General features: G+C 70.6%; 19 protein-coding genes. 12 read left to right on the top strand and 7 right to left on the bottom strand.

The genetic code is table 11. The annotated features are described in order from the left end of the window. Positions 1 to 48 precede the first annotated feature (48 nt). Complete coding sequence (gene gdhA / locus Q9R19_RS02955; RefSeq protein WP_396653439.1) at positions 49 to 1,416, top strand: NADP-specific glutamate dehydrogenase; 1,368 nt, start codon at positions 49 to 51, stop codon at positions 1,414 to 1,416. 31 nt (positions 1,417 to 1,447) lie between these two features. On the opposite strand, the gene Q9R19_RS02950 is transcribed toward gdhA, so the two are convergent. After that, positions 1,448 to 2,044, bottom strand: coding sequence for a gamma carbonic anhydrase family protein (locus Q9R19_RS02950; RefSeq protein ID WP_311254852.1), 597 nt, complete (start codon positions 2,042 to 2,044; stop codon positions 1,448 to 1,450). 34 nt (positions 2,045 to 2,078) lie between these two features. Continuing rightward, positions 2,079 to 2,237, bottom strand: a complete 159-nt coding sequence (locus Q9R19_RS02945; RefSeq protein ID WP_311254851.1) for a hypothetical protein — start codon at positions 2,235 to 2,237, stop codon at positions 2,079 to 2,081. 182 nt (positions 2,238 to 2,419) lie between these two features. On the opposite strand from Q9R19_RS02945, the gene Q9R19_RS02940 reads away from it, so the two are divergent. Beyond that, positions 2,420 to 3,298, top strand: coding sequence for an SDR family oxidoreductase (locus Q9R19_RS02940; RefSeq protein WP_311254850.1), 879 nt, complete (start codon positions 2,420 to 2,422; stop codon positions 3,296 to 3,298). A 98-nt stretch (positions 3,299 to 3,396) separates the two neighbouring features. Here the strand turns inward: Q9R19_RS02940 and cydB are convergent, their stop codons facing one another. Together cydB and Q9R19_RS02930 are read right to left on the bottom strand one after the other, a co-directional pair. Beyond that, positions 3,397 to 4,434 (bottom strand): cytochrome d ubiquinol oxidase subunit II, encoded by a 1,038-nt coding sequence (cydB, locus tag Q9R19_RS02935; protein ID WP_311254849.1) that lies wholly within the window; start codon positions 4,432 to 4,434, stop codon positions 3,397 to 3,399. A 21-nt stretch (positions 4,435 to 4,455) separates the two neighbouring features. After that, entirely contained in the window at positions 4,456 to 6,060 is a 1,605-nt protein-coding gene (locus tag Q9R19_RS02930) for a cytochrome ubiquinol oxidase subunit I (RefSeq protein WP_311254848.1), read from the bottom strand. A 159-nt stretch (positions 6,061 to 6,219) separates the two neighbouring features. Here Q9R19_RS02930 and Q9R19_RS02925 point away from each other — a divergent pair, with 159 nt between their 5' ends. Together Q9R19_RS02925 and Q9R19_RS02920 are read left to right on the top strand one after the other, a co-directional pair. Next, positions 6,220 to 6,576, top strand: a complete 357-nt coding sequence (locus tag Q9R19_RS02925) for a BlaI/MecI/CopY family transcriptional regulator (RefSeq protein WP_311254847.1) — start codon at positions 6,220 to 6,222, stop codon at positions 6,574 to 6,576. Positions 6,577 to 6,586: 10 nt separating this feature from the next. Then, positions 6,587 to 7,405, top strand: coding sequence for a M56 family metallopeptidase (locus tag Q9R19_RS02920; RefSeq protein ID WP_311254846.1), 819 nt, complete (start codon positions 6,587 to 6,589; stop codon positions 7,403 to 7,405). Between the two features lie 21 nt (positions 7,406 to 7,426). Here the strand turns inward: Q9R19_RS02920 and cydC are convergent, their stop codons facing one another. The 3 genes from cydC to Q9R19_RS02905 all read right to left on the bottom strand — a co-directional run bounded on the left by cydC (position 7,427) and on the right by Q9R19_RS02905 (position 15,349). Further along, on the bottom strand, positions 7,427 to 10,762 hold the full coding sequence (cydC, locus tag Q9R19_RS02915; RefSeq protein ID WP_311254845.1) for a thiol reductant ABC exporter subunit CydC: 3,336 nt from the start codon (positions 10,760 to 10,762) through the stop codon (positions 7,427 to 7,429). A 129-nt stretch (positions 10,763 to 10,891) separates the two neighbouring features. Continuing rightward, positions 10,892 to 14,428: a transcription-repair coupling factor gene (mfd, locus tag Q9R19_RS02910; RefSeq protein WP_311254844.1), complete on the bottom strand. Its 3,537-nt coding sequence runs from the start codon at positions 14,426 to 14,428 to the stop codon at positions 10,892 to 10,894. A 45-nt stretch (positions 14,429 to 14,473) separates the two neighbouring features. Further along, positions 14,474 to 15,349, bottom strand: coding sequence for an EamA family transporter (locus Q9R19_RS02905; protein ID WP_396653455.1), 876 nt, complete (start codon positions 15,347 to 15,349; stop codon positions 14,474 to 14,476). A 77-nt stretch (positions 15,350 to 15,426) separates the two neighbouring features. Between Q9R19_RS02905 and Q9R19_RS02900 the strand changes: the two genes are divergently transcribed. The 8 genes from Q9R19_RS02900 (at position 15,427) to Q9R19_RS02865 (ending at position 22,387) form a co-directional block, all read left to right on the top strand. Beyond that, on the top strand, positions 15,427 to 15,990 hold the full coding sequence (locus Q9R19_RS02900; RefSeq protein ID WP_311254842.1) for a GNAT family protein: 564 nt from the start codon (positions 15,427 to 15,429) through the stop codon (positions 15,988 to 15,990). A 48-nt stretch (positions 15,991 to 16,038) separates the two neighbouring features. Continuing rightward, the gene (locus Q9R19_RS02895) at positions 16,039 to 16,902 is read left to right on the top strand and encodes a DNA-formamidopyrimidine glycosylase family protein (RefSeq protein WP_311254841.1); all 864 of its coding nucleotides are present in this window, start codon (positions 16,039 to 16,041) and stop codon (positions 16,900 to 16,902) included. Between the two features lie 247 nt (positions 16,903 to 17,149). Then, entirely contained in the window at positions 17,150 to 18,181 is a 1,032-nt protein-coding gene (gene ribD / locus Q9R19_RS02890; protein WP_311254840.1) for a bifunctional diaminohydroxyphosphoribosylaminopyrimidine deaminase/5-amino-6-(5-phosphoribosylamino)uracil reductase RibD, read from the top strand. Beyond that, positions 18,181 to 18,834 (top strand): riboflavin synthase, encoded by a 654-nt coding sequence (locus tag Q9R19_RS02885; protein ID WP_311254839.1) that lies wholly within the window; start codon positions 18,181 to 18,183, stop codon positions 18,832 to 18,834. The genes ribD and Q9R19_RS02885 overlap by 1 nt, the downstream gene beginning before the upstream one ends. Further along, a complete protein-coding gene (ribA, locus tag Q9R19_RS02880) occupies positions 18,831 to 20,105 on the top strand; it encodes a GTP cyclohydrolase II (protein ID WP_311254838.1) in 1,275 nt (424 codons plus the stop codon). The genes Q9R19_RS02885 and ribA overlap by 4 nt, the downstream gene beginning before the upstream one ends. Continuing rightward, positions 20,102 to 20,578, top strand: a complete 477-nt coding sequence (gene ribH / locus Q9R19_RS02875; RefSeq protein ID WP_311254837.1) for a 6,7-dimethyl-8-ribityllumazine synthase — start codon at positions 20,102 to 20,104, stop codon at positions 20,576 to 20,578. Before ribA ends, ribH begins: the two co-directional genes overlap by 4 nt. A gap of 94 nt (positions 20,579 to 20,672) precedes the next feature. Beyond that, positions 20,673 to 21,032 (top strand): Fe-S protein, encoded by a 360-nt coding sequence (locus Q9R19_RS02870; RefSeq protein WP_311254836.1) that lies wholly within the window; start codon positions 20,673 to 20,675, stop codon positions 21,030 to 21,032. Positions 21,033 to 21,214: 182 nt separating this feature from the next. Then, entirely contained in the window at positions 21,215 to 22,387 is a 1,173-nt protein-coding gene (locus Q9R19_RS02865) for an ABC transporter substrate-binding protein (RefSeq protein WP_311254835.1), read from the top strand. Positions 22,388 to 22,418 lie beyond the last annotated feature (31 nt).

Genomic DNA, 22,418 nt, shown 5'->3' with positions numbered 1-22,418 from the left:
GCGACACGATCGCTCGCATCCCATTCACACTCCGAGAAAGCTTCCCGCGTGACCGATACCACTGCCGACTTCCATCCGCTCAGCACCGCCGCACAGCCGATCTTCGACACCGTGCGCACGCTCAACCCGAACGAGCCGGAGTTCCACCAGGCGGTGCACGAGGTGCTGCACTCGATCGGCCCAGTGCTGGAGCGTCACCCCGAGTACGTCGACAACGGCATCCTCGAGCGGCTCGTCGAGCCCGAGCGTCAGGTGATCTTCCGGGTGCCGTGGATCGACGACTCCGGCAAGCTGCGCGTCAACCGCGGCTACCGCGTGCAGTACAACTCGGCGCTCGGCCCGTACAAGGGCGGTCTGCGCTTCCACCCGTCGGTGAACATCTCGATCATCAAGTTCCTCGGTTTCGAGCAGATCTTCAAGAACGCGCTCACCGGCCAGGGCATCGGCGGCGGCAAGGGCGGCTCCAACTTCGACCCGCACGGCAGGAGCGAGGCCGAGGTCATGCGCTTCTGCCAGTCGTTCATGAACGAGCTGTTCCGCCACATCGGCGAGCACACCGACGTTCCGGCCGGCGACATCGGCGTGGGCGGCCGCGAGATCGGCTACATGTTCGGCATGTACCGCAAGATCACGAACCGCCACGAGTCCGGCATCCTCACCGGCAAGGGGATCGGCTGGGGCGGCGCGCAGGTGCGCACCGAGGCCACCGGCTACGGTGCGGTGTTCTTCGTGCAGTCGATGCTCGCCGTGCACGGCGAGAGCCTGGAGGGCAAGAGGGTCGCGGTGTCGGGCTCCGGCAACGTCGCGATCTACGCCATCGAGAAGGCCACGCAGCTCGGCGCGCGCGCGGTCACGGCATCCGATTCCTCCGGTTACGTGGTCGACGACGCCGGCATCGACCTGGGCCTGCTGCGCCAGATCAAGGAGGTCGAGCGCGGCCGCATCGTGGAGTACGCGAACCGCCGCCCGGGTGCGCGGTTCATCGAGGGCGGCAACGTCTGGGAGGTTCCGGTCGACATCGCCGTGCCGTCGGCCACGCAGAACGAGCTCGATCTCGACTCGGCGCGGATGCTGATCGCGAACGGCGTGCGCGCGGTCGCCGAGGGCGCCAACATGCCCTCCACCCCCGAGGCCGTCGGGGCGTTCCAGGACTCCGAGGTGCTCTTCGCCCCGGGTAAGGCCGCGAACGCCGGCGGCGTCGCGACGTCGGCGCTGGAGATGAGCCAGAACGCATCGCGTCAGCGCTGGAACTTCGCGAACAGCGAGCAGAAGCTGCGCGACATCATGTCCGACATCCACGACGCGTCGTTCCGCGCCGCCGAGCGCTACGGCACTCCCGGCGACTACGTCGCGGGTGCGAACATCGCCGGCTTCGAGCGCGTGGCCGACGCGATGCTCGCGCAGGGCGTGATCTGACCCGCGCCCTTCTCAGAGCGGACGGTCGTCCTCAGAGCCGGCGGTCGTCGGCGTGACGGGCCAGCGAGCTGGCGTAGCGCTCGGTGAGCTGCACCATCAGGTCGGGGGTGTCTCGGTCGACCCCGAACACGTAGCCGGGGAAGTCGAGCTCGGGCTGCAGTGCCGCGATCTCCTCGTCGTGGTCGGGTGAGAGCACCCGGGCCGGCTCGCCCACCGCGATCCAGCCGATCGGGACCACGCTGTCGGCCGGCAGGATGCAGCGCCGATGCACGATCGCGTTGACCCGGACCTCGCAGCGCGCGCCGACGCGTGCGCCGTTGAAGACGCGGGCACCGGATGCCAGGAACGACTCCTCCCCGATGCTCGCCCCGGCCACGGACGACAGCGTCCCCAGCAGCGAGTGGTGGCCGACGCGCACGGCGTCCGCCGCCGTCGCACGGATGAGCGCGTTCTCCATCACGATCACGTGCTCGCCGAGCACGATGGGCCCGCCCTCGGCCGTGATCACCGCGCCATGCAGCACCTGGCAGTTCGGCCCGATCTCCACGTCGCCGGAGATGACTGCGGTCGGGGCCACGACGGCGGTGTCGTGGATGCGGGGCCGAGCCCCGAGGTGCTCGTAGATCATGCGGCCAGACTAGCCCGACGGTCCGCAGAACGGGTCAGGTGCGGGAGCGCCCGTTGCGGATGAAGCCGAACACGAGCGTCGCGAGGAAGAGGATGATCCCCACGATGGCGAGCCACAGCAGGCCCTTGACGACGAAGCCCAGCACCGAGAAGCCGAGCCAGATGACCAGCAGTACGATCAGCAGAGTCCACATGCGCCCAATCTGCGTCGTTCGGCGAGAGATGCACAGGGCGTTGACCCCGGCGCCGTGTTCCGGTAGCGGTCCCCACGATGCCCGAGCGACCGACGTTGCTATCGTGTCAGGCATGCCATGCAGGTGAGCCCGTCGCAATCATCCGCCGCACTCCGCGGCATCCTCAGATCGAAGGACTCATCATGCACCTGTCCCTGTCCGGAAGGACCGCGCTCGTCACCGGCGTCTCGCGCCGCGCGGGAATCGGCTTCGCCGTCGCGACGACGCTCGCCTCTCTCGGAGCCGGCGTCTTCATCCACCACTACCGCCCGCACGACCTGGACCAGCCGTGGGGAGGCGATGATCTCGACGCCGTGCGCCAGGGCGTCCGGGATGCCCTCGTCCCCGGCGCGCAGCAGGGCGATCTGCACGCCGATCTGCGTGATGCCAGCACGATCGGACCGCTCATCGACGCGGCCTCGGCACTCACCGGGCAGCTCGACATCCTCGTGTGCAACCAGGCGCTGAGCGGCTCCGACGGCAGCATCTTCGACATGGCCGCCGATGGCCTGGACGCGCACTGGCAGGCGAACGCGCGAGCCACGCTGCTGCTGACCGCGGAGTTCGCGCGCCGTACCCGCGCTCGACTCGGCGGGCCTGACGCCGCGGAAGCGGCGCGTCCCGGCGATCGCGGCGCGTCGTCGCGGCCGTTCGAGAAGCCCACCGGGCACGTGATCTGGATGACCTCGGGCCAGCTGGATGGGCCGATGCGCGGCGAGGTCGCCTACGCCGCCAGCAAGGCCGCACTGGCCGGTGTCACGAAGACCGTCGCCGCCGAGCTGCTGGATGCCGGGGTCGTGCTCAACACCGTGAACCCCGGTCCGGTGGACACCGGGTACCTGGATCCCGCCACGACCGACCGCGACCTGAGCTGGGTGCCGGAGTTCCTGGCATCCACTCCCTTCGGCAGGTTCGGGCGGCCCGAGGATCCGGCCCGCCTGATCGGCTGGCTGTGCACGGACGCCGGCTCGTGGGTGGTCGGGCAGGTGCTCAGCAGCGACGGCGGCTTCGCGCTGCGGTGAGGCCCGGTAGCGCCTCACGGTGCGGCGCCTCTCGGGCGCGACTCAGCGAGCGCGACTCAGCGCGTGCGACTCAGCGAGCGCGACTCAGCGCGTGCGACTCAGCGAGCGCGCAGCACCGCCGGCAGCACGATGTGCACCTCGGGGATCATCCCTGGGGTCACCCGCTTGCGGAAGATCCAGTAGCTCCATGCCTGGTACAGCACGATCACCGGCAGCGAGACCGCGGCGACCACGGTCATGACGCCCAGGGTGTACGCGCCGTTGGCGGCGTTCCAGATCGTCAGGTCGAACGCGGCATCCACCGTCGACGGGAGCACCAGCGGGAACAGGCCGGCGAAGATCGCACCCGCACCGAACACGCCGAACCCGGCGTAGCCGATGAACGCGAAGCCCTCGCTGCGACGGCGCGCGGCAGTCCAGCCGAACCCGGCGGCCACCACGGCGAGCGCGATGAGCGCCCAGGAGAGCACGCTGCCGCCGTGCGCGAACTGCACCAGGATCGCCCAGATCGCCGCCGGCACCAGGCACAGCGGCGCCCAGCGCGCGGCGAACCGGCCGGCGCGCTCACGCACGGGCCCGTCGGCCTTCAGACCGAGGAAGGTGGCGGCGTGCGCGAGCGCGAATCCGACCACAGCGAGTCCGCCGAGCACGGCGGGCGGGGTGAGCCAGACGAAGGGGCCGCCCACGCGGTCGCCGTTCGCGTCGATCGGCAGTCCGGTGGTCGTCAGGGCGAGTGCCGCGCCGACGCAGAACGCCACGATGAGCGAGCCCAGCCCGATCATCCGGGTCCAGAACGTGCGCCAGCGCCCGGTGTGGATCTTGCCGCGGTACTCGATGCCCACCGCGCGCACGATCAGCCCCACGAGGGTGATGGTCAGCGGCACGTACAGCGTCGAGAACAGCGAGGCGTACCAGGCGGGGAAGGCTGCGAACATCGCGGCTCCCGCGGTGATCAGCCACACCTCGTTGCCGTCCCAGACGGGGCCGATCGTGTTGAGCATCACCCGGCGGTCGCGCTCGGAGCGCGTGGAGAAGAGCATGTGCATGCCGACGCCGAGGTCGAAGCCCTCCAGCAGCAGGTAGCCGGTCCACAGCACGGCGATCGCCGTGAACCAGACGACGGGGAGCGGTTCCATTTCCTTGTTCCTCTCAGCCGGTCAGTAGGCGAAGGCGAGCACGTCGCCCTGTCGGTCGGCGTCTCGTCCGTCGCCGTCGCCGGAGCCGTCGCCACCGGAATCGGATGCCGCGGATGCGAGCTCGGGCATGGCGGCGGCGACGCCGCCGCGCACGTACTTCACCATCAGGTAGCCCTCGATCACGAGCATGACGCCGTACACGGCGGCGAGCGTGATCACCGAGAACAGCATCTCGCCCGCGGTCACTCCGGGCGAGACCGCGGCGGCGGTGAACATGAACACGCCGTCGACGCCGGTCGGGTCGGGGTTGGGCGCCACGACGAAGGGCTGCCTGCCCAGTTCGGTGAAGATCCACCCGGCGATGTTCGCCGCGAACGGCGCGACGATGCCGAGCAGAGCGAGCCGCATGATCCACGGCGACCGCGGCACGGTGCCCTTGCGTGTCAGCCACACGGCCACCACCGCGCCGAAGGCGACGACCGCGCCCAGGCCGATCATCAGGCGGAAGCCCCAGTACGTCACCCACATCAGGGGCACGTAGTTCACCTCGGTACCGGCGTGCGCGCCGTACAGCGCGTCGTCGGGGATGGTCGCACCGTACTGGTCGACGTAGCGCGGCTCCAGGTCGCGGATGCCGGGCATGTCGGCGCCCCACTCCCCCGTGCCGAGGAAGCCGAGCGCGCCGGGAACCTCGATGAGCGTGACGACGTCGCCGCAGTCGGTCGATCCGGGGTCGCCCAGCGACAGCACCGAGAACGACGAGCCGGTGTGACAGGCGGCCTCGGCGGCGGCCATCTTCATCGGCTGCTGCTCGTACATCAGCTTGCCCTGGATGTCGCCGGTGGCCACGGTGCCGAGGAAGCCCAGTACGGCGACCACCGCGCCCACGCGCAGCGACCAGAGCCACACGCCGTGGTCGGCGCGGTCGCGGCCAGGAGCGGCATCCGTCTGCCCGATGATCACGTGCCCGGTCTCGTCGGCCGTGTCGATGCCGTCGTGGCGGCGACGCCAGAGGTGGTACCAGGAGATGCCGATCAGGAACATGCCCGCCACGACCAGCGCGCCGAGGATCGTGTGCGTGTAGGCGGCAAGCGCCGTGCTGTTGGTGAGCACGGCCCACACGTCGGTCATCACCGGCCGGCCGTCGGCGCCCAGTTCGACGCCCACCGGATGCTGCATCCAGGAGTTCGCCGCGATGATGAAGAACGCCGAGATCCAGGAGCCGATCACCGCGCACCAGAGCGCGGCCAGGTGCAGCCCCTTGCGCAGGCGCCCCCAGCCGAAGATCCAGATGCCGAGGAAGGTCGATTCGACGAAGAACGCCAGCAGGCCCTCCATCGCCAGCGGTGCGCCGAACACGTCGCCGACGAACCGCGAGTACTCGCTCCAGGCCATGCCGAACTGGAACTCCTGCACGAGCCCGGTGGCGACGCCGATGATGAAGTTGATCAGGTAGACCTTGCCCCAGAACTTCGTCATCCTCAGGAACTTCTCGTCCCCGGAGCGCACCCACCGGGTCTGCATGATGGCGACCATCATGCCCAGCCCCAGGGTGAGCGGAACCATCAGGAAGTGGTAGACGGTCACGATGCCGAACTGCCATCGAGCGATGTCGAGCGGGTCCACGCGAGATCTCCTTCTGGATGCGGGCTGCGGTCGGCGGGTCACGCCGGCACGTCTCAATTCTACGGCACGTAGAACTACTTCGACACAGCATAGAACAATTTCGACAGCTGGTAGAATCATGGTTGCGGTGCGCAGGATGCCGCGTCGGAGGAGGCCATCGTGGGAACGCTCGGAGAACTGGAACGCGCGGTCATGGATGCGCTGTGGGATGCCGACGGCTCGCTGAGCGCCTATGACGTGCAGCACCGACTCGAATCCGACGGACGCACGCTCGCCGCGACCACGCTGCTGACGGTGCTCTCGCGCCTGGAGAAGAAGGGCTTCGTCAGCTCGGACCGCTCTTCGCGCCCGCACCACTACACCGCGATCGCCTCGCGCGCCGATCACGTCGCCGAGCTCATGCACTCCGTGCTGGGCGACGCCGGCGACCGGACCGCCGTGCTGGAGCGGTTCGTGGGCGGGGTGTCCGCGGAGGATGCCGCGATCCTGCGCCAGCTGCTCGGACGCTCGAGCTGAGTCCTCGCGGATGATCGGGTTCACACACGCCGACGCCACGCTGGCGGGCGCACTGGTGATCCCGCACGGCGTGCTGATCGCGGCCGCTGCGCTGCTGGGCGCGCTCGCGCTGGCGCTGGCCTGGCCGGCACCAGTGATCCTCTCGCGGGCGAGCTGGCCGATGCGGATGCCGGTGCTGGCGCTGCTGCTGTGGCAGGCCATCGGACTGGCCGGCGGCCTGTCTATGATCGGCGCCCTCGCGCTGGCCGGGTACGCCGCGCTGCCCGAGCATCCGTGGCTCGCGCTGATCCCTGCACTGGCGTTCACACTGTATCTGCTCGCTCATCTGGCCGTCACGATCGTGCATGTCACGCGGCTGCGTCACAGGCACCTCGCGCTTCTGGAGATGCTCACCTCACCGCATCCCACCCGCGCGCGCACCAGGGTGCTGGATGACGCGGTGCCGGTGGCGTACTGCCTGCCGAACGGCGCGCGGTCGGTCACCGTGCTCTCGCAGGGGCTTCTCGACCGGCTGGACGCCGACGAACTCGTCGCGGTGATCGCGCACGAGCGCGCGCACGTCGAGCAGCGGCACGATCTGCTGCTGCTGGCGTTCCGGGCCTGGCGGTCGGCGCTGCCGTGGTTTCCGATCGCCGCTCGCGCCGAGGTCGAGGTCGCCGCGCTCGTGGAGATGCTCGCGGACGACCACGCCCGCCGTGAAGTGCGCGATGAGGTGCTCGCCCGTGCGATCCTGCAGGTCGGCGCCGCAGGCGTCTCCGGCGCCGTGACCGATCAGCCGATGTCCGGGTCCACGCGCGTGAGCGACCGGTTCCGCCGGCTCGCGGCCTGACCCGCGCATTCAGCGTCGTAGTCAGGTCGCCGCGGCCAGGATGCCATCACTCAGCCGCACGATCTCGTCGTCGCCGTGTCGGTCGGCCACGCGGTGCGAGACGAGCAGCACGATCCGATCCGCCGTCGCGCCCCGGACGTCGGCCATCATCGCCGCCGCGGTCGGCTCGTCCAGGTGCGCGGTGGGCTCATCGAGCAGGATCACGTCCGACCGGGTGAGAAGAGCGCGCGCCACGGCCAGGCGCTGGCGCTCCCCACCCGACAGCGCCGAGCCGCCGGCGCCGACCCGGGTGTCCAGACCAGCTGCGAGCGAGCCCAGAAGGGAGCTGAGTCCGACGCGGCTCAGGGCATCCCGCATGTCCTGATCGTCGGGCGCGTCGTCGCGAGCGCGGGCGAGCAGCAGGTTCCCGCGCAGCGTCGAGTCGAAGACGTAGGCATCCTGAGGGCACCACGCGACACGGCCCCGCCAGGCGTCCTCATCGAGCGCGGTGAGCGGCAGGTCGTCCGCCAGCACCGCTCCGGATGCCGGCGGAAGCGCCCCCATCACCGCCGACAGCAGCGTGGACTTGCCGGATCCCGACGGCCCGTCCAGCACCAGCCAGCGACCGCGCTGGACCGAGCCGGAGACGCCAGCGACGGCCGGATGCTCGGCTCCGGGGTAGTGGATCCTGAGGTCATCCAGCGCGAGGCGACGAGTCGTCTCGGGATGCTGCGCCCCCCACTCCGCGACGGGGGCGGGCTGCAGGATCGGGTCGAGCCGCTCGAGCAGCGCGCGCACCGCCGGCATCCGCTGCGCCGCCGACACGAGGTCGGCGAGCGGCTCGGCCACGGCGAGCGCGAGCAGAGCGATCACGGAGACCAGGGCGGGGGGCGTGCCGGCGGAGAGCAGCGGCGCAAGAAAGGCGAGCAGGGTCGTCGCGGCGGTGATGACGGCTGCGCCGAGCCCGGCCGACCATGCGGCGCGCCGCTCAGCCGCCGCCAGCGCGCCGGACTGCACGTCGAGCTGGCGCAACGCGCCGTCCGTGGCGCCGTTGCCGCGCAGGTCGTCGGAGGCGGATGCGAGGGCCGCGGTGCCGCGCACGATCGCCGAGCGCGCGGCGATGCGCTGCTGACCGGCACCGCGTTCGCCGCGGATGGCGAGCAGCATCGCGAGGGCGACGGCGACGATCAGCACGGTCGCGACGAGCAGGGTCAGGTGCGGTGTGACGGCCGCGGTGGTCGTGATGGTCGCCGCGGTCACGAGCACGCCGGCGCCGACGGGCGGCACGAGGCGAGGCAACTGGTCTCTCAGGTCGTCAGCGAGGGTCACGAGGTAGTCCAGCGGCGCTCCGCCCTCGAGCAGCCTGCGCGATCCCGCCCCTCGCTGGGCGATGGCACGCCACAGGCGCAGGCGCAGATCATCGACCACCTGGAACGCCGCCCGGTGGGTGACCAGCCGCTCGGCGTAGCGGCCGGCGGCGCGCCCGACACCGAAGGCGCGCACGCCCACGATCGCCACGAGCAGGTACATGATGTGCTCCTCGACGCCTGCGCGCACGATGAGCCACCCGGAGACGGCGGTGAGCGCGGCAGCCAGACCCGCGGCGAGCGCTCCCAGCCCGATGGACCCCGCCCACAGCCAGGCGTGCGGGCGCAGCAGCGAGAACAGGGTGAGCCGCCGCCCGGATGCCGACTGGCCAGGCTCGCTTTCGAAGGACGCCTGCACTTCTGAAGGACGCCTGGAGGCGGATACTCCTTCAGAAGCCGAATCGTCCTTCAGCTGCGACGGCGCGGATGCTGTTTGCACAGCGATCCGGCGCTCGGCCAGCGCGAGAGTCTCGGCCTCGTGGCTGGCGAGCACGACGGTGCACGCGGCGGCGCGGCGCAGCACGGCATCGCGCACCAGCTGCGCGGCCGCCGGGTCGAGGTGCGCGGTCGGCTCGTCGAGCACGAGCAGCGTCGCCCCGGCATCCACCCGAGCCAGCGCGCGTGCGACCGCAAGGCGCCGCAGCTCTCCGGGGCTCAGCTCGGCGACCGACGCATCGGCGACGGCGGCCAGGCCCAGCTCGGCAAGGGCTTCCTCGCCCCCGCCGTACAGCGCGATCTCCTCGCGCGGTGTCTTCGCGAACGCACGCGGCGCCTGCGGCGCCCAGGCTACGGCATCCGCTCCCCGGATGGTGCCGCTCACTTCGGCATCCGCCGGCAGCACGCCCGCGAGCGCGGCCAGCAGCGTCGACTTGCCCGCACCGCTGGGGCCGGTGATCGCGGTGATGCCGTGCAGGTCGGCGGACAGATCCGTCAGCGTCGCGTACGCGCGCCCGGCGTACCGCACGGTCAGGTTCCCGACGGCGACCGCGCCCCGTTTCCCGATGCGCACGTCGCGAGGTGACGGCTTCGCGAGCAGCGCCTTGGCCCGGTCGAGGGCGGACAGCCCGTCCTGCGAAGCGTGAAACGCCGATCCGACGTCGCGCAGCGCCTGGAAGCACTCGGGGGCGAGGATCAGCGCGATCAGCGCCGGCTCCAGCGTCATGCTGCGGTCGAGCAGCCGCAGGCCCAGCACGACCGCGACGAGGGCGACGGAGATGGTGGCGATGAGCTCCAGTGCGAGCGAGGAGAGGAACGCCCAGCGCAGCGTCTCCTCGGTGCGGGCGCGGTAGCGGCGCTGGATGCCGTCCAGCGCACGGGTCTGCTCTTCGACCCGACCGAGGCCGACGAGCACCGGCAGCCCGCGGGCGAGTTCGGTGAGGTGGTCGGCGAGCCGCGTCAGGGCCGTCAGTGCCTCATCGGTGCGCTGCTGGGTGTGCTTGCCGATCAGGATCATGAACAGCGGTACCAGCGGGATCGTGAGCACGATGATGAGTGCGCTCAGCCAGTCGGCGCCGAGGATCCTGACCCCGACGACCAGCGGCACCACGGCCGCGCTGATCAGCGCGGGCAGGGTCTGCACGTAGTAGTCGTCCAGGTCGTCGAGTCCGTCGGCGGCGAGCACGGCCGTGCCGCCGCCCGCACCCTCGCCCTGCGCGATGCGCCGCCACAGCCGGCTGCGCAGGTCGCGCTTGACGTCGGTCGCGACGCGCCGTGCGACGACGGATGCCGCCCATTCGCCGCCCGCGCGCAGAAACACGCCGAGCAGACCGCACAGCAGGATGATCCGGGTCGCGTCCGCGGTGAGCCCGACGCCCGCGAGCGCCCCGACACCGCGGGCCACGGCCTCGGCGACGAGCACGAGTCCGACCGCCCGGGAGGCCGCCAGGGCGCCCAGCAGGTAGATCGACGCCTTGGGAACGGGCCCGAACTCGGGGCGTCGGAACCCTGGGGCATTCCGAGTCCGCTCGGCCTCGGCCGCCCAGGGATCGTTCGGGATCGGTGCGGCGCTCATATCGCAATTCTACAGTCCGTAGAAGACTACCAGTGCCGGGCGCTTCCCGCGGGGATGTGCACCTGCCGCGGATGGAATCCGGCATCCGCTCCGCGCGAAGCGCACTTCTCCGCGCCAGGTGCGCGTCGGTCAGACCGGAAGCGCGGCCGCCTTCACCGGTTCCGGGAACATGGCGGTGAACAGGTTCCCCACCCACTCGATCAGGTCGGAGTCCGCGGGCATCGGCACCACCAGCGCCTCTCCCCCGCCGACGAGCTTCGCCTTCGAGTACAGTCGCTTCAGGCGCACCTGCATGGAGTCCTCGAAGCGCGCCGGCGCGATGCGCAGGTTGGATCCCATCGCCACGACATCCGTGAGGCCCGCGCGGGCCGCCCGACGACGCAGCCGCGCGACGGCCACGAGCGTCTCGACCTCCTCAGGCAACGCGCCGTACCGGTCGACGAGCTCCTCGGCGACCAGGTCGATCGCGTCGTCCGCCGCGCCGGCACCCGCTGCGGCGGACAGCTTCTGGTACGCCTCGAGGCGCAGCCGCTCGCTGTCGATGTAGTGCTCCGGGATACGGGCATCCACCGGCAGCTCCAGACGCAACTCGACATCCGACGAGGTCTCCTCGCCGCGGAAGGTCGCCACGGCCTCGCCGATCATGCGCAGGTAGAGATCGAAGCCGACGCCGGCGATGTGACCGGCCTGCTCGGCGCCGAGGAGGTTGCCGGCGCCGCGCAGCTCGAGGTCCTTCAGCGCGACCTGCATGCCCGACCCGAGGTCGTTGTTCACCGCGATGGTCTGCAGACGGTCGGCGGCGGTCTCGCTGAGCGGCTTCGAGTCGTCGTACAGGAAGTACGCGTAGGCGCGTTCGCGACCGCGGCCCACCCGCCCGCGCAGCTGATGCAGCTGCGACAGGCCGTACTTGTCGGCGCGGTCGATGATGATCGTGTTGGCGTTGGAGATGTCCAGCCCGGTCTCGATGATCGTGGTGGACACGAGCACGTCGTACTTGCGCTCCCAGAAGTCGTCCACGACCTGTTCGAGCTGAGCCTCGCCCATCCGGCCGTGCGCCACCGCGATCCGCGCCTCGGGCACGAGCTCGGCCAGCTCGGATGCCACGCGCTGGATCGACTGCACCCGGTTGTGCACGAAGAACACCTGGCCCTCGCGGAGGATCTCGCGCCGGATCGCCGCGGCGATCTGCTTGTCGCTGCGCGGACCGACGAAGGAGAGGATCGGATGCCGGTCTTCGGGCGGCGTCTGCAGCGTGGACATCTCACGGATGCCGGTCACCGCCATCTCGAGCGTGCGCGGGATGGGCGTGGCGCTCATGGCGAGGATGTCGACGTTGGTCTTCAGCTTCTTCAGCGCGTCCTTGTGCTCGACGCCGAAGCGCTGCTCCTCGTCGATGATCATCAGCCCGAGGTCTTTGAACAGCACCTTCTCGGTGAGGATGCGGTGCGTTCCGATCACCATGTCGACCGACCCGTCCAGCAGCCTCTGCAGGGTCTGCCTGGCCTCCTTGTCGGTCTGGAAGCGCGAGAGCGCGCGCACCTGCACCGGGAACCCGGCGAAGCGCTCGGTGAAGGTCTCCATGTGCTGCTTGACCAGCAGGGTGGTCGGCACGAGCATCGCGACCTGCTTGCCCTCCTGGATCGCCTTGAACGCCGCGCGCACGGCCACCTCGGTCTTGCCGAAGCCGACGTCGCCCGACAGCAGCCGGTCCATCGGGATGGGCCGCTCCATGTCGGCCTTGATCTCGTCGATCGTCTGCAGCTGGTCCTGGGTCTCGGCGAACGGGAACGCCTCCTCCAGCTCGCGCTGCCACGGCGTGTCCGGCCCGAAGGCGTGCCCCTTGGCGCTCATGCGCGCCGAGTACAGCTTCACCAGCTCCACGGCGATGTCGCGCACGGCCCGGCGGGCCTTGCCCTTGGCAGCCGACCAGTCGCTGCCGCCCATCTTCGACAGCACGGGCGCCTCGCCGCCGACGTACTTCGAGAGCAGGTCGAGCTGATCGGTGGGAACGTACAGCTTGTCGCCCGGGTAGCCGCGCTTGGACGGCGCGTACTCCAGCACTAGGTACTCACGGGTGGACTTGACCGCGTTCCGCCCGCCGGAGGACACCTCGCGCTTGGTCATCTCCACGAAGCGGCCGATGCCGTGCGTGGTGTGCACCACGAAATCGCCCTGCTTGAGCTGCAGCGGATCCACCACGTTGCGCCGGCGCGAGGCGAGCTTGCGCACCACCCGCTGGTCGCCGCCGATCGTGCGGCCGTAGAACTCGCTGTCGGTGAGCACGGCGAGCTTCGCCTCGGGCACCTGGAAGCCGGATTCGACGCTGCCGCAGGTCAGGCTCGCGACACCACCCTCGGGTGTCTCCACCAGGTCGTCGACGATGCGGGCCGCCAGCCCGCGATCGCTCAGCACGTCGCGGGCGCGCTCGACGAGCCCCTGGCCGGAGGCGATGACGACGACGCGCCATCCCTGACCCAGCCGCGCCTCGACGAAGGCGATCGCGCCGTCGACGCTGCCGTGGAAGGACGGGATGATCGAGGAATCCAGGTTCTCGGCATCCGCGTCGTCGACCGCGAACGGGCTCAGCCGCCACCACACGCCGTCGCGCTCGCGCACGATCTCGCGCAGGCGCGCGATGGAGATGAAGTCGCCCGCACCCAGATCGATGGGAGCCGACGCTCCCGAGGTCGCCGCGCTCCACGCGGCTTCGAGGAACTCGCGGTTGGTCTCGCCGAGGTTCTGCGCGCGGCCGCTCGCCCGCTCGGGGTCGACGATGGCGGTGGCCGACCCGGCGGGCAGGTACTCGGACAGCGTCACCAGGGGGCCGGCGACCGCCGGGAGCAGCGACTCCATGCCCTCCACAGGGATGCCCTCGGCCATCTTCTCCAGCATCCCGGAGATGGCCGGGAACCGGCCGACCAGAGCCCCGGCGCGCTCGCGCACGTCTGCGGTGAGCAGCAGCTCCCGGCTGGCGGGCAGCTCGACGACGTCGACCTCGCCCGGAAGCGAGCGCTGATCGGCGACCGAGAAGGCGCGGATCTGGTCGATCTCGTCGCCGAAGAACTCCACTCGCAGCGGGTGATCCGCCGTCGGCGGGAAGACGTCGAGGATGCCGCCGCGCACCGCGAACTCGCCGCGGCGCGAGACCATGTCCACGCGGGAGTACGCGCGCTCGACCAGCCGCTCCACGGCATCCTCGAGCTCGGTGCCGCGCGCGCCCACCCGCAGCTCCAGCGGTGCGGCCTCGCCGAGGTTGGCCGCCAGCGGCTGCAGTGCCGCGCGCACCGACGCCACGACCACGAGCGGTTTCTCTCCGGACCAGGTGGTGATGCGCCGCAGCGTCTCCAGACGGCGGCCGACGGTGTCGGGGCTGGGGCTCAGCCGCTCGTGCGGCAGCGTCTCCCAGGCGGGGAAGGTGAGGATCTCGGCATCCGCCAGATACGAGCCGAGAGCCGCCGCGACCGACTCGGCGCGCCGCCCGGTCGGCGTCACGACGAGAGCGGATGCCGGCAGGCCGCCCTGCGCGCGCTTGTCGAGCAGGCCGGCGATCACCGGGGCGTCGAGCCCGTCGACCACCGAGATCTCGGCATCGGTCTTCGCCCAGGTGAGGGCGTCGCGGTACAGGTTCGCCTCTTCCAAGGCGCGCAGAATCCCCGGAACAGTCACCGGAGAAGTCTACTGTCCGCCCACCGACATCGCGCCGCCATGAGCTCAGCCGCGCGAGCGCCGACTCGCCCGGAACCCCTCGACGGCCAGCAGCGTGAGGGCGACGGCCAGGGTGGCGTAGACCACGGCATCCGCGCCCCGCATCCGCTCGCCGAGCAGCAGCGCGATCCCGACCAGGAGCACCGGCTCGACGTAGCTGAGCAGTCCGAAGACCGGCATGCTCAGCAGGCTTGATGCCGCCAGGTAGAGCACCATCGCGATGCCGCCGATGAAGCCGACGGCCGCGAGACCCGCCAGCTCCTGTGCGCCGACCGGTCCCGGCGTCGCCAGCAGCAGGATGGCCACGGCGACGGGTGTCAGGATCGCGAGCTCGACGCCGAACACGATCGGTCCATCCAGCCCGAAGCGCTGGCGCAGAACGAAGTAGACGGCGTAGAAGACGCAGATCACCCAGGTCACCCACGACAGCTGCGGGGTGGCTACGAGCTTGACCGTCACCGCGATCGCCGCCAGCAGGACCACGCACCACTGCAGCCGACTCACCCGAGCCCGCATGAAGAAGCGCCCGCAGAGCACCAGGCTGATCGGCAGCAGCAGGTAGCCGAGCGCGACGCCGAGACCGTGTCCGTTCATCGGCGCCCACATGAACAGCCACAGCTGCACGCCGACGATGGCGGTCAGGAACAGCGCCAGCAGCGGCATCCACCAGCGGGCGCGCAGTCGGCGGACGTACACGCGCAGGGCATCCCGGGTGGCCGGATGCCACAGCGCCGCGAGGTAGAGGGCGAGGGTCGCGAGCACCCGCCAGGCGAACACGACCTCGGCCGAGGAGCTCAGGTGTCCGGCGAGGTAGAAGATGGCTGCGAACATCACCGATGCCAGCAGCGAGATCAGCACGCCCCTCGGCGATGAGCGCTGCATCGACACGGCCATCCTTCCCTGCAGACGGCAGATCGGCCGCGTCCACAGCCTACCGAGCGCGCGTTTACGCTGGTGCGATGGAACCCGTCACCCTGCGCACCGAGCGGCTCGTGCTCAGCATCCCCACCGTCGACGACGTCGATGCGATCACCGCAGCCTGCCAGGATCCCGAGGTGCCGCGCTGGACCACCGTGCCGAGCCCCTACACGCGCAAGGACGGCGAGGACTTCGTCGAGCTCGTCGCCGGCTGGTGGGCGGACGGCGTCGAGACCGTCTGGGCGATCCGGCGCGACGGCGACCTGGCGGGGATGATCGGCCTGCACAGGATCACCTCCCACCCGCACGGCGGCGAGGCCGAGATCGGATACTGGGGCACCGCCGCCCATCGCGGCCAGGGCGTCGTGGGCGAAGCCGGGCGCGCGGTCGTCGACTACGCGTTCGACGAGCTGAAGCTCGCGCGTCTCGCGTGGCGGGCCGTGGTCGGCAACGTGCCCTCGGCGCGCACGGCCCGCGGGCTCGGATTCCGGTACGAGGGGATGCTGCGTCTGGGGCTGACCAGCGGTCGCGGTCGTGACGACGGCTGGATCGCCGGCCTGCTGGCATCCGACGACCGCACACCGGTGGACTGGCCGGTTCTCTGACGCGAGTCAGCCCTGTCGGTTGTCGGATGCGGATGGCAGGATGTCTGCATGCCCGAGATGCCGGAGGTGCAGGGTCTGGTCGATTTCCTCGGCGAGCGCGCCACGGGGCGCACGGTCACGCGCGTCAGCGTGGCCGCCATCGCGGCTCTGAAGACCTTCGATCCGCAGATCACCGCCCTGCAGGGCGCCACGATCACCGGCACCGCACGTCATGGCAAGTTCATCGATCTGAGCCTGGGCGATGATCTGCACCTGGTCTTCCACCTCGCGAAGGCGGGATGGCTGCGCTGGTACGAGGCCCTGCCGACGACGCTGATCAAGCCCGGCCGCAGTCCGATCGCCCTGCGCGTCGCCCTGGACGACGACAGCGGGTTCGATCTGACCGAGGCGGGCACGAAGAAGTCGCTCGCCGTGTACGTGGTGCGCGACCCGCAGGACGTTCCCGGCATCGCCCGGCTCGGCCCCGACCCGCTGGACGCGGCCTTCACGAGAGACGCGTTCGCCGCGCTGCTGGCGGGCAGGCGGATGCAGATCAAGGGCCTGCTGCGAGACCAGAACCTGATCGCGGGCATCGGCAACGCGTACAGCGACGAGATCCTGCACGCCGCGAAGATGTCGCCCTACGCGCCCGCCGCGGGCCTGGACGACGCGCAGATCGACCAGCTCTACGCGGCCATGCAGCAGACGCTGCGCGAGGCCATCGCGGAGTCCGCCGGCAAGCCACCTGCGGATCTGAAGGACGCCAAGCGACGCGGCATGCAGGTGCACGCCCGCCGCGGCGAGGCCTGCCCGGTCTGCGGCGACACGGTGCGCAGCGTGTTCTTCGCAGACCGCAGCCTGGAGTACTGCCCCACCTGCCAGACCGGCGGCAAGGTCCTCGCCGACCGGCGGCTCTCGCGCCTGCTGAAGTGAGCTCTATTACGGGGAATGAATCGCGTCAGGCCGCGTTGAGTAGACTCAGAGCATCAACGTGCTCCGGGGTCGGTGAGAATCCGAACCGGCGGTGACAGTCCGCGAACGCCTGGCGACAGGCGCCGATCCGGTGGAATCCCGGAACCGACGGTGATGCGAGCAGCAGCTCGCTAGTCCGGAAGAGAGGCAGCACGGGCGACGTCATCGTGCGCGCTGCCGGCCCCGGTCAACCAGACGAGGACGACCGATGGCAGTGACCGAGGCGGAACGCGACGCGATGTCGCGCGCGCTCTCCCTCGCGCTGAACGGGCCCCGCGGACTGAATCCGCAGGTGGGCGCCGTGATCCTCTCCGCCGCAGGCGCCGTCATCGCCGAGGGCTGGCATCGCGGTGCCGGCACGCCGCACGCCGAGGTGGACGCGCTCTCGAAGCTCGCCCCCGGCCAGGCGGAGGGCGCCACAGCCGTGGTCACGCTGGAGCCGTGCAACCACACCGGACACACCGGCCCGTGCGCGCAGGCGCTCATCGACGCGGGCGTGGCTCGCGTGGTGTACGCGCTCGACGACCCCGGCGCCGACTCCGGCGGCGGCGCGCGGCGTCTGCGCGCCGCGGGCCTGGACGTGGAGTGCGGAGAGCAGGCGGACGCCGCACACGAGCTCATCGCCGACTGGCTGATCGTGCAGCGCCTGGGCCGTCCGCACGTCACCGTGAAATGGGCGCAGAGCCTGGACGGGCGGGCTGCGGCATCCGACGGCACCAGCCAGTGGATCTCCGGACCGGCCGCCCGCGCCGACGTGCACCGTCGCCGCGCGGCCTCCGATGCCATCGTCGTCGGCACCGGAACGGTGCTCGCGGATGACCCGTCGCTCACCGCGCGCGACGGCGATGACCTGCACGCGCGCCAGCCCGTGCCGGTGGTCATCGGCATCCGTGCGACACCGGCGAATGCCGCGCTGCGCCGCCACCCTCGCGAGCCGCTGTTCTACTCCACGCACGATCTGACCGCCGTGCTGGCGGATCTGCGAGCGCGGGGCTTCCAGCGCGTGTTCGTGGAGGGCGGTCCCGCGCTGATCAGCGCGTTTCTGGCGGCCGGGCTGGCCGACACGGTGCTCGCGTACCTCGCCCCCGTGCTGCTCGGCGGCCCGCGCGTGGCGCTGACGGACATCGGCGTCGGCACGATCGCCGACGTGCGCAGGCTCGTGATCGACGAGTGGCTTCCGCTGGGCGACGACCTGCTCGCCGTCGCCCATCCCGCATCCGCCCTGGAGGAGAGGCACTGATGTTCACCGGAATCATCGAGGAGATCGGCGAGATCGCCGCGATCGCGCCATCCGGCGACGGCTGGCGCCTCACCGTGCGCGCGCCGAGGGCCGCGTCGGATGCCGTGCACGGCGAGTCCATCGCGGTCAGCGGCGTGTGCCTGACCGTGGTCGGCTCCACCGCCGACACGTTCGACGCGGATGTCATGAAGCAGACCCTCGATGTCTCGGCGCTCGGCGCCGTGCAGGTCGGCAGTCGCGTGAACATCGAGAAGGCGATGCCCGTGGGCGCCCGTCTGGGCGGCCACATCGTGCAGGGTCACGTGGACGGCACCGGCACCGTGCTCGAGGTGCGGCCAGGCGATCAGTGGCGCGTGCTGCGCTTCTCGCTGCCGGACGACCTCGCACCCCTCGTGGTGGACAAGGGATCGATCAGCGTGGCCGGCACCTCGCTGACGGTGAGTGCCGTCAGCGGTCCTGCGCTCCCCACGCCCGGCTCAGCGATCCGCGCCGACGCCTGGTTCGAGGTGTCCCTGATCCCCGAGACTCTCGACGCCACGATCCTCGGCTCACTCGCCCCCGGCGATGTCGTCAATCTCGAGACCGACATCCTGGCCCGTCATGTCGAGCGTCTGCTCGCGTTCCGCTCCCTTCCGGAAGGAGGCTCGCGATGAGCCTTTCCACCATCGAATCGGCGCTCGACGCGCTGCGCGCAGGCCGTCCCGTGATCGTCGCCGACGACGAGAACCGCGAGAACGAGGGCGACATCATCATCTCCGCCGAGCTGGCCACCCCCGAGGTGATGGCGTTCATGGTGCGCTGGACCTCGGGCCTGATCTGCGCGCCGATGCCCGCCGACCTCGCCGACAGCCTGAACCTGCCGCCCATGGTCGAGAGCAACGAGGACGCGCGCTCGACGGCGTACACCGTGAGCGTCGACGCGGCCGAAGGCGTGACCACCGGCATCAGCGCGCACGACCGGGCACGCACCCTCAACGTGCTGGCCGATCCTGCCTCCACCGCCACGAGCATCATCCGTCCCGGTCACATCCTCCCGCTGCGCGCCGTGGACGGCGGCGTGCGCGAGCGCGGCGGACACACCGAGGCTGCGGTCGAGCTGATGCGGCTGGCGGGGCTGCATCCGGTCGGCGCGATCGCCGAGGTCGTCGCCGAGGACGGCAGCATGATGCGCCTTCCCGCCCTGCAGGAGCTGGGCGAACGCGAGAGCATCCCGGTGATCACCATCGAGCAGCTCATCGCGCATCTGAACACGGTCGACCCCCGTGACGAAGCGGACTGCCGCACGCGCAGGACCGGTCGCCGCGTGAGCCTGCGGGCCGACGCCACCGTGCCGACCGCCCACGGCACCTTCCGCTTCCTGGCCTACAAGGACCGCATCACCGGCACCGACCACATCGCGGTCGTCTCGGGCACCCCGGGCCAGACCGCGCTCGTGCGCGTGCACTCCGAGTGCCTGACCGGCGAGGCGTTCGGCTCGCAGAAGTGCGAGTGCGGGCCGCAGCTGCAGGCCGCGCTGGACCGCATCCGGGCGGAGGGCGGCGTGGTCGTCTACATGCGAGGCCACGAGGGCCGCGGCATCGGGCTGATCAACAAGCTGCGGGCGTACAGCCTGCAGGAGGAGGGTCTGGACACCGTCGACGCCAACCTGGCCCTCGGGCTGCCCGCCGACGCGCGCGACTACGCCGCCGCCGCCGGCATCCTCGCCGACCTCGGCGTCTCGAAGGTGCGGCTGCTCACCAACAACACCGATAAAGTCACGCAGCTGCGCGAGCTCGGCCTGGACGTGATCGAGCAGGTTCCGCTGATCGTCGGCGTCGGCCCCAACAACCACCAGTACCTCGAGACCAAGCGCGATCGCATGGGTCACATCATCGGCGAGGCCGAGCTGGCCGAAGCGCTCGCCGGCGGAAAGGACGACGCATGAGCGGCGCCGGAGCACCCACACCCCCCACCCCCGTCGACGGCACCGGTCTGCGGGTCGTCGTGATCGCCGGCACCTGGCACGAGGCGATCTCGAACGGGCTGATCGCCGGCGCGCAGCGCACGCTCGACGCCGCGGGCGCCGAGCACTCGCTCGTGCGCGTGCCCGGCTCGTTCGAGCTGGCGGTCGCCGCGCAGGCGGCTTTCGCCGGCGGGGCGGATGCCGTGGTCGCGCTCGGCGTGATCATCCGCGGCGGCACACCGCATTTCGAGTACGTCTCCGCTGCCGCCACGGACGGCCTGACGCGGGTGTCGCTGGACGCCGGCAAGCCGGTCGGCTTCGGACTGCTCACGCTGGACGACGAACAGCAGGGCCTGGACCGCGCGGGCCTTCCCGGTTCGAAGGAGGACAAGGGTGCGGAGGCCGCGGATGCCGCACTGCGCACGGCGCGTGTGATCGCCGACCTGCGAGGCTGAGGTCGACCCTTCGACAGGCTCAGGGGCCCAGTGGGTTGCGCAGGGGCTCGATCGGGGCTGAGCCGAGCGGGACGTTCTCGGCTAGCCTGAGGGCATGAGCACCCTGCTGCAGATCGCCGTCTTCGTCCACATCATCGGCTTCGCGCTGCTGTTCGGCGCCTGGGCCGCGCAGGCCTTCGGCGGCAAGAAGCAGCTGACCGGCCTGATGAACTGGGGCCTGGGCCTCGCTCTGATCGCCGGCCTGGCGTTCGCGGCGCCCATCTGGGGCTGGGAGCCGGGGATGAGCTTCTACCTGAAGATCACGGTCAAGCTGGTCGTGCTGCTGATCATCGGCGCGTTCATCGGCATCGGCGTCGCGCGCCAGAAGCGCGACGAGGCCACGCCCGCGGTGATCTTCTGGGGCGTGGGCGTGCTGACGCTGCTCAACGCGGCGCTCGGACTGTTCTGGCACTGACGTGTGACATGTCACCCGGTCGTGAACGGCGCCATCACGTGCGTATGATCGATTCATCCGCGCACTGCGTCGCCCATCGTCGAGGCTGAAGACGGCGTGAACGCGGATCACCCGCGGTCATCCGCGGGCGGCCCCGCACCAGGGCATCCCCATCGTGTGCCTCGACGATCACGGAGGTTCACATGCGCAAACTCATCCGCAATGCGGCACTGCTGTCGGCATCCGTCCTTCTGCTCGCAGGATGCAGCGCGACCGGCGGCGGCGACAGCGACGCCGGCGGCAGCCTGAAGGGCAGCGGCTCGGGCGACAGCTGCACCATCGAAGGAGCCGTGCCCATCGGCGCGGCGCTCAGCCTGACGGGCGCGGCCGCCAGCTACGGCGAGTCGCAGCAGAACGGCCTCAAGCTGGCGCTGAAGGACCTCAACGCCAAGCAGGGCGTGAAGTACGACCTCACCATCGAGGACGACGGCACCGACCCCAAGCAGGCCATCGGAGTGTTCGAGAAGTTCGTCGCCGCGGGCACCAGCGCCGTGATCGGCCCCACCCTCTCGAACACCGCGTTCCAGGCCCAGCCGATCGCGCAGGAGGCGGGCATGCCGGTGCTGGCGATCTCCAACACCGCGGCCGGCATCACGGAGCAGGGCGACTTCATCTTCCGCGACTCGCTCACCGAGGGTCAGGTCATCCCGCAGACCATCAAGGCCGCCACCGAGAAGTTCGGCCTGAAGAAGGTCGTCGTCATGTACAGCAACGACGACGCGTTCACCGAGTCGGGCTACAAGGTCATGGCCGATTCCCTGAAGGGCGAGGGCGTCGACGTCGCCGACACGCTGAAGTTCTCGGTCAAGGACACCGACTTCCGCAGCCTGCTGACCGCCGCCAAGGAGAAGAGCCCCGACGCGATCGTGGTCTCGGCCCTGATCGAGGCCGCCATCCCGCTGGTCACGCAGGCTCGCGAGCTGGGCATCGACGTGCCGATCATCGGCGGCAACGGGTTCAACAACCCGCAGCTGATGAAGGACGCCGGCCCGGCCGCCGAGGGCGTGATCGTGGGCGCCGCATGGAACTCCGCCTCGGACAGCCCCGAGAACACCGCGTTCATGAAGGCCTATGAGGACGAGTACGGCTCGGGCCCGGACCAGTTCGCCGCACAGGCGTACACCGGCCTGCTGGTGCTCGACCACGCCGTCCGCGAGAACTGCTCCGGCGAGCGCACCGACGTCCAGAAGGGCCTGAACGACGTCAAGGACCTGACCACGCCGCTGGGCTCGCTGACGATCAACAAGGACCGCGACGCCGAGCACGACGCCGTGGTGCAGATCGTCGAGGACGGCAAGTTCGCTGTTCTGAAGTGACTCGCGCCTGACCGTCGCACGACCCGGGAGA

Source organism: Microbacterium sp. ARD32 (assembly GCF_031844385.1).
Classification (GTDB): Bacteria; Actinomycetota; Actinomycetes; order Actinomycetales; family Microbacteriaceae; genus Microbacterium.
This window is presented reverse-complemented; position numbering and strand designations above follow the sequence as displayed.

Bases quoted from the DNA above. Each gene is read 5' to 3' on its own strand.
- Q9R19_RS02950 (WP_311254852.1), bottom strand. From the start codon at position 2,044: ATGATCTACGAGCACCTCGGGGCTCGGCCCCGCATCCACGACACCGCC.
- Q9R19_RS02945 (WP_311254851.1), bottom strand. From the start codon at position 2,237: ATGTGGACTCTGCTGATCGTACTGCTGGTCATCTGGCTCGGCTTCTCG.
- Q9R19_RS02940 (WP_311254850.1), top strand. From the start codon at position 2,420: ATGCACCTGTCCCTGTCCGGAAGGACCGCGCTCGTCACCGGCGTCTCG.
- cydB (WP_311254849.1), bottom strand. From the start codon at position 4,434: ATGGAACCGCTCCCCGTCGTCTGGTTCACGGCGATCGCCGTGCTGTGG.
- Q9R19_RS02920 (WP_311254846.1), top strand. From the start codon at position 6,587: ATGATCGGGTTCACACACGCCGACGCCACGCTGGCGGGCGCACTGGTG.
- cydC (WP_311254845.1), bottom strand. From the start codon at position 10,762: ATGAGCGCCGCACCGATCCCGAACGATCCCTGGGCGGCCGAGGCCGAG.
- Q9R19_RS02905 (WP_396653455.1), bottom strand. From the start codon at position 15,349: ATGCAGCGCTCATCGCCGAGGGGCGTGCTGATCTCGCTGCTGGCATCG.
- Q9R19_RS02900 (WP_311254842.1), top strand. From the start codon at position 15,427: ATGGAACCCGTCACCCTGCGCACCGAGCGGCTCGTGCTCAGCATCCCC.
- Q9R19_RS02895 (WP_311254841.1), top strand. From the start codon at position 16,039: ATGCCCGAGATGCCGGAGGTGCAGGGTCTGGTCGATTTCCTCGGCGAG.
- ribD (WP_311254840.1), top strand. From the start codon at position 17,150: ATGGCAGTGACCGAGGCGGAACGCGACGCGATGTCGCGCGCGCTCTCC.
- Q9R19_RS02885 (WP_311254839.1), top strand. From the start codon at position 18,181: ATGTTCACCGGAATCATCGAGGAGATCGGCGAGATCGCCGCGATCGCG.
- ribA (WP_311254838.1), top strand. From the start codon at position 18,831: ATGAGCCTTTCCACCATCGAATCGGCGCTCGACGCGCTGCGCGCAGGC.
- ribH (WP_311254837.1), top strand. From the start codon at position 20,102: ATGAGCGGCGCCGGAGCACCCACACCCCCCACCCCCGTCGACGGCACC.
- Q9R19_RS02870 (WP_311254836.1), top strand. From the start codon at position 20,673: ATGAGCACCCTGCTGCAGATCGCCGTCTTCGTCCACATCATCGGCTTC.
- Q9R19_RS02865 (WP_311254835.1), top strand. From the start codon at position 21,215: ATGCGCAAACTCATCCGCAATGCGGCACTGCTGTCGGCATCCGTCCTT.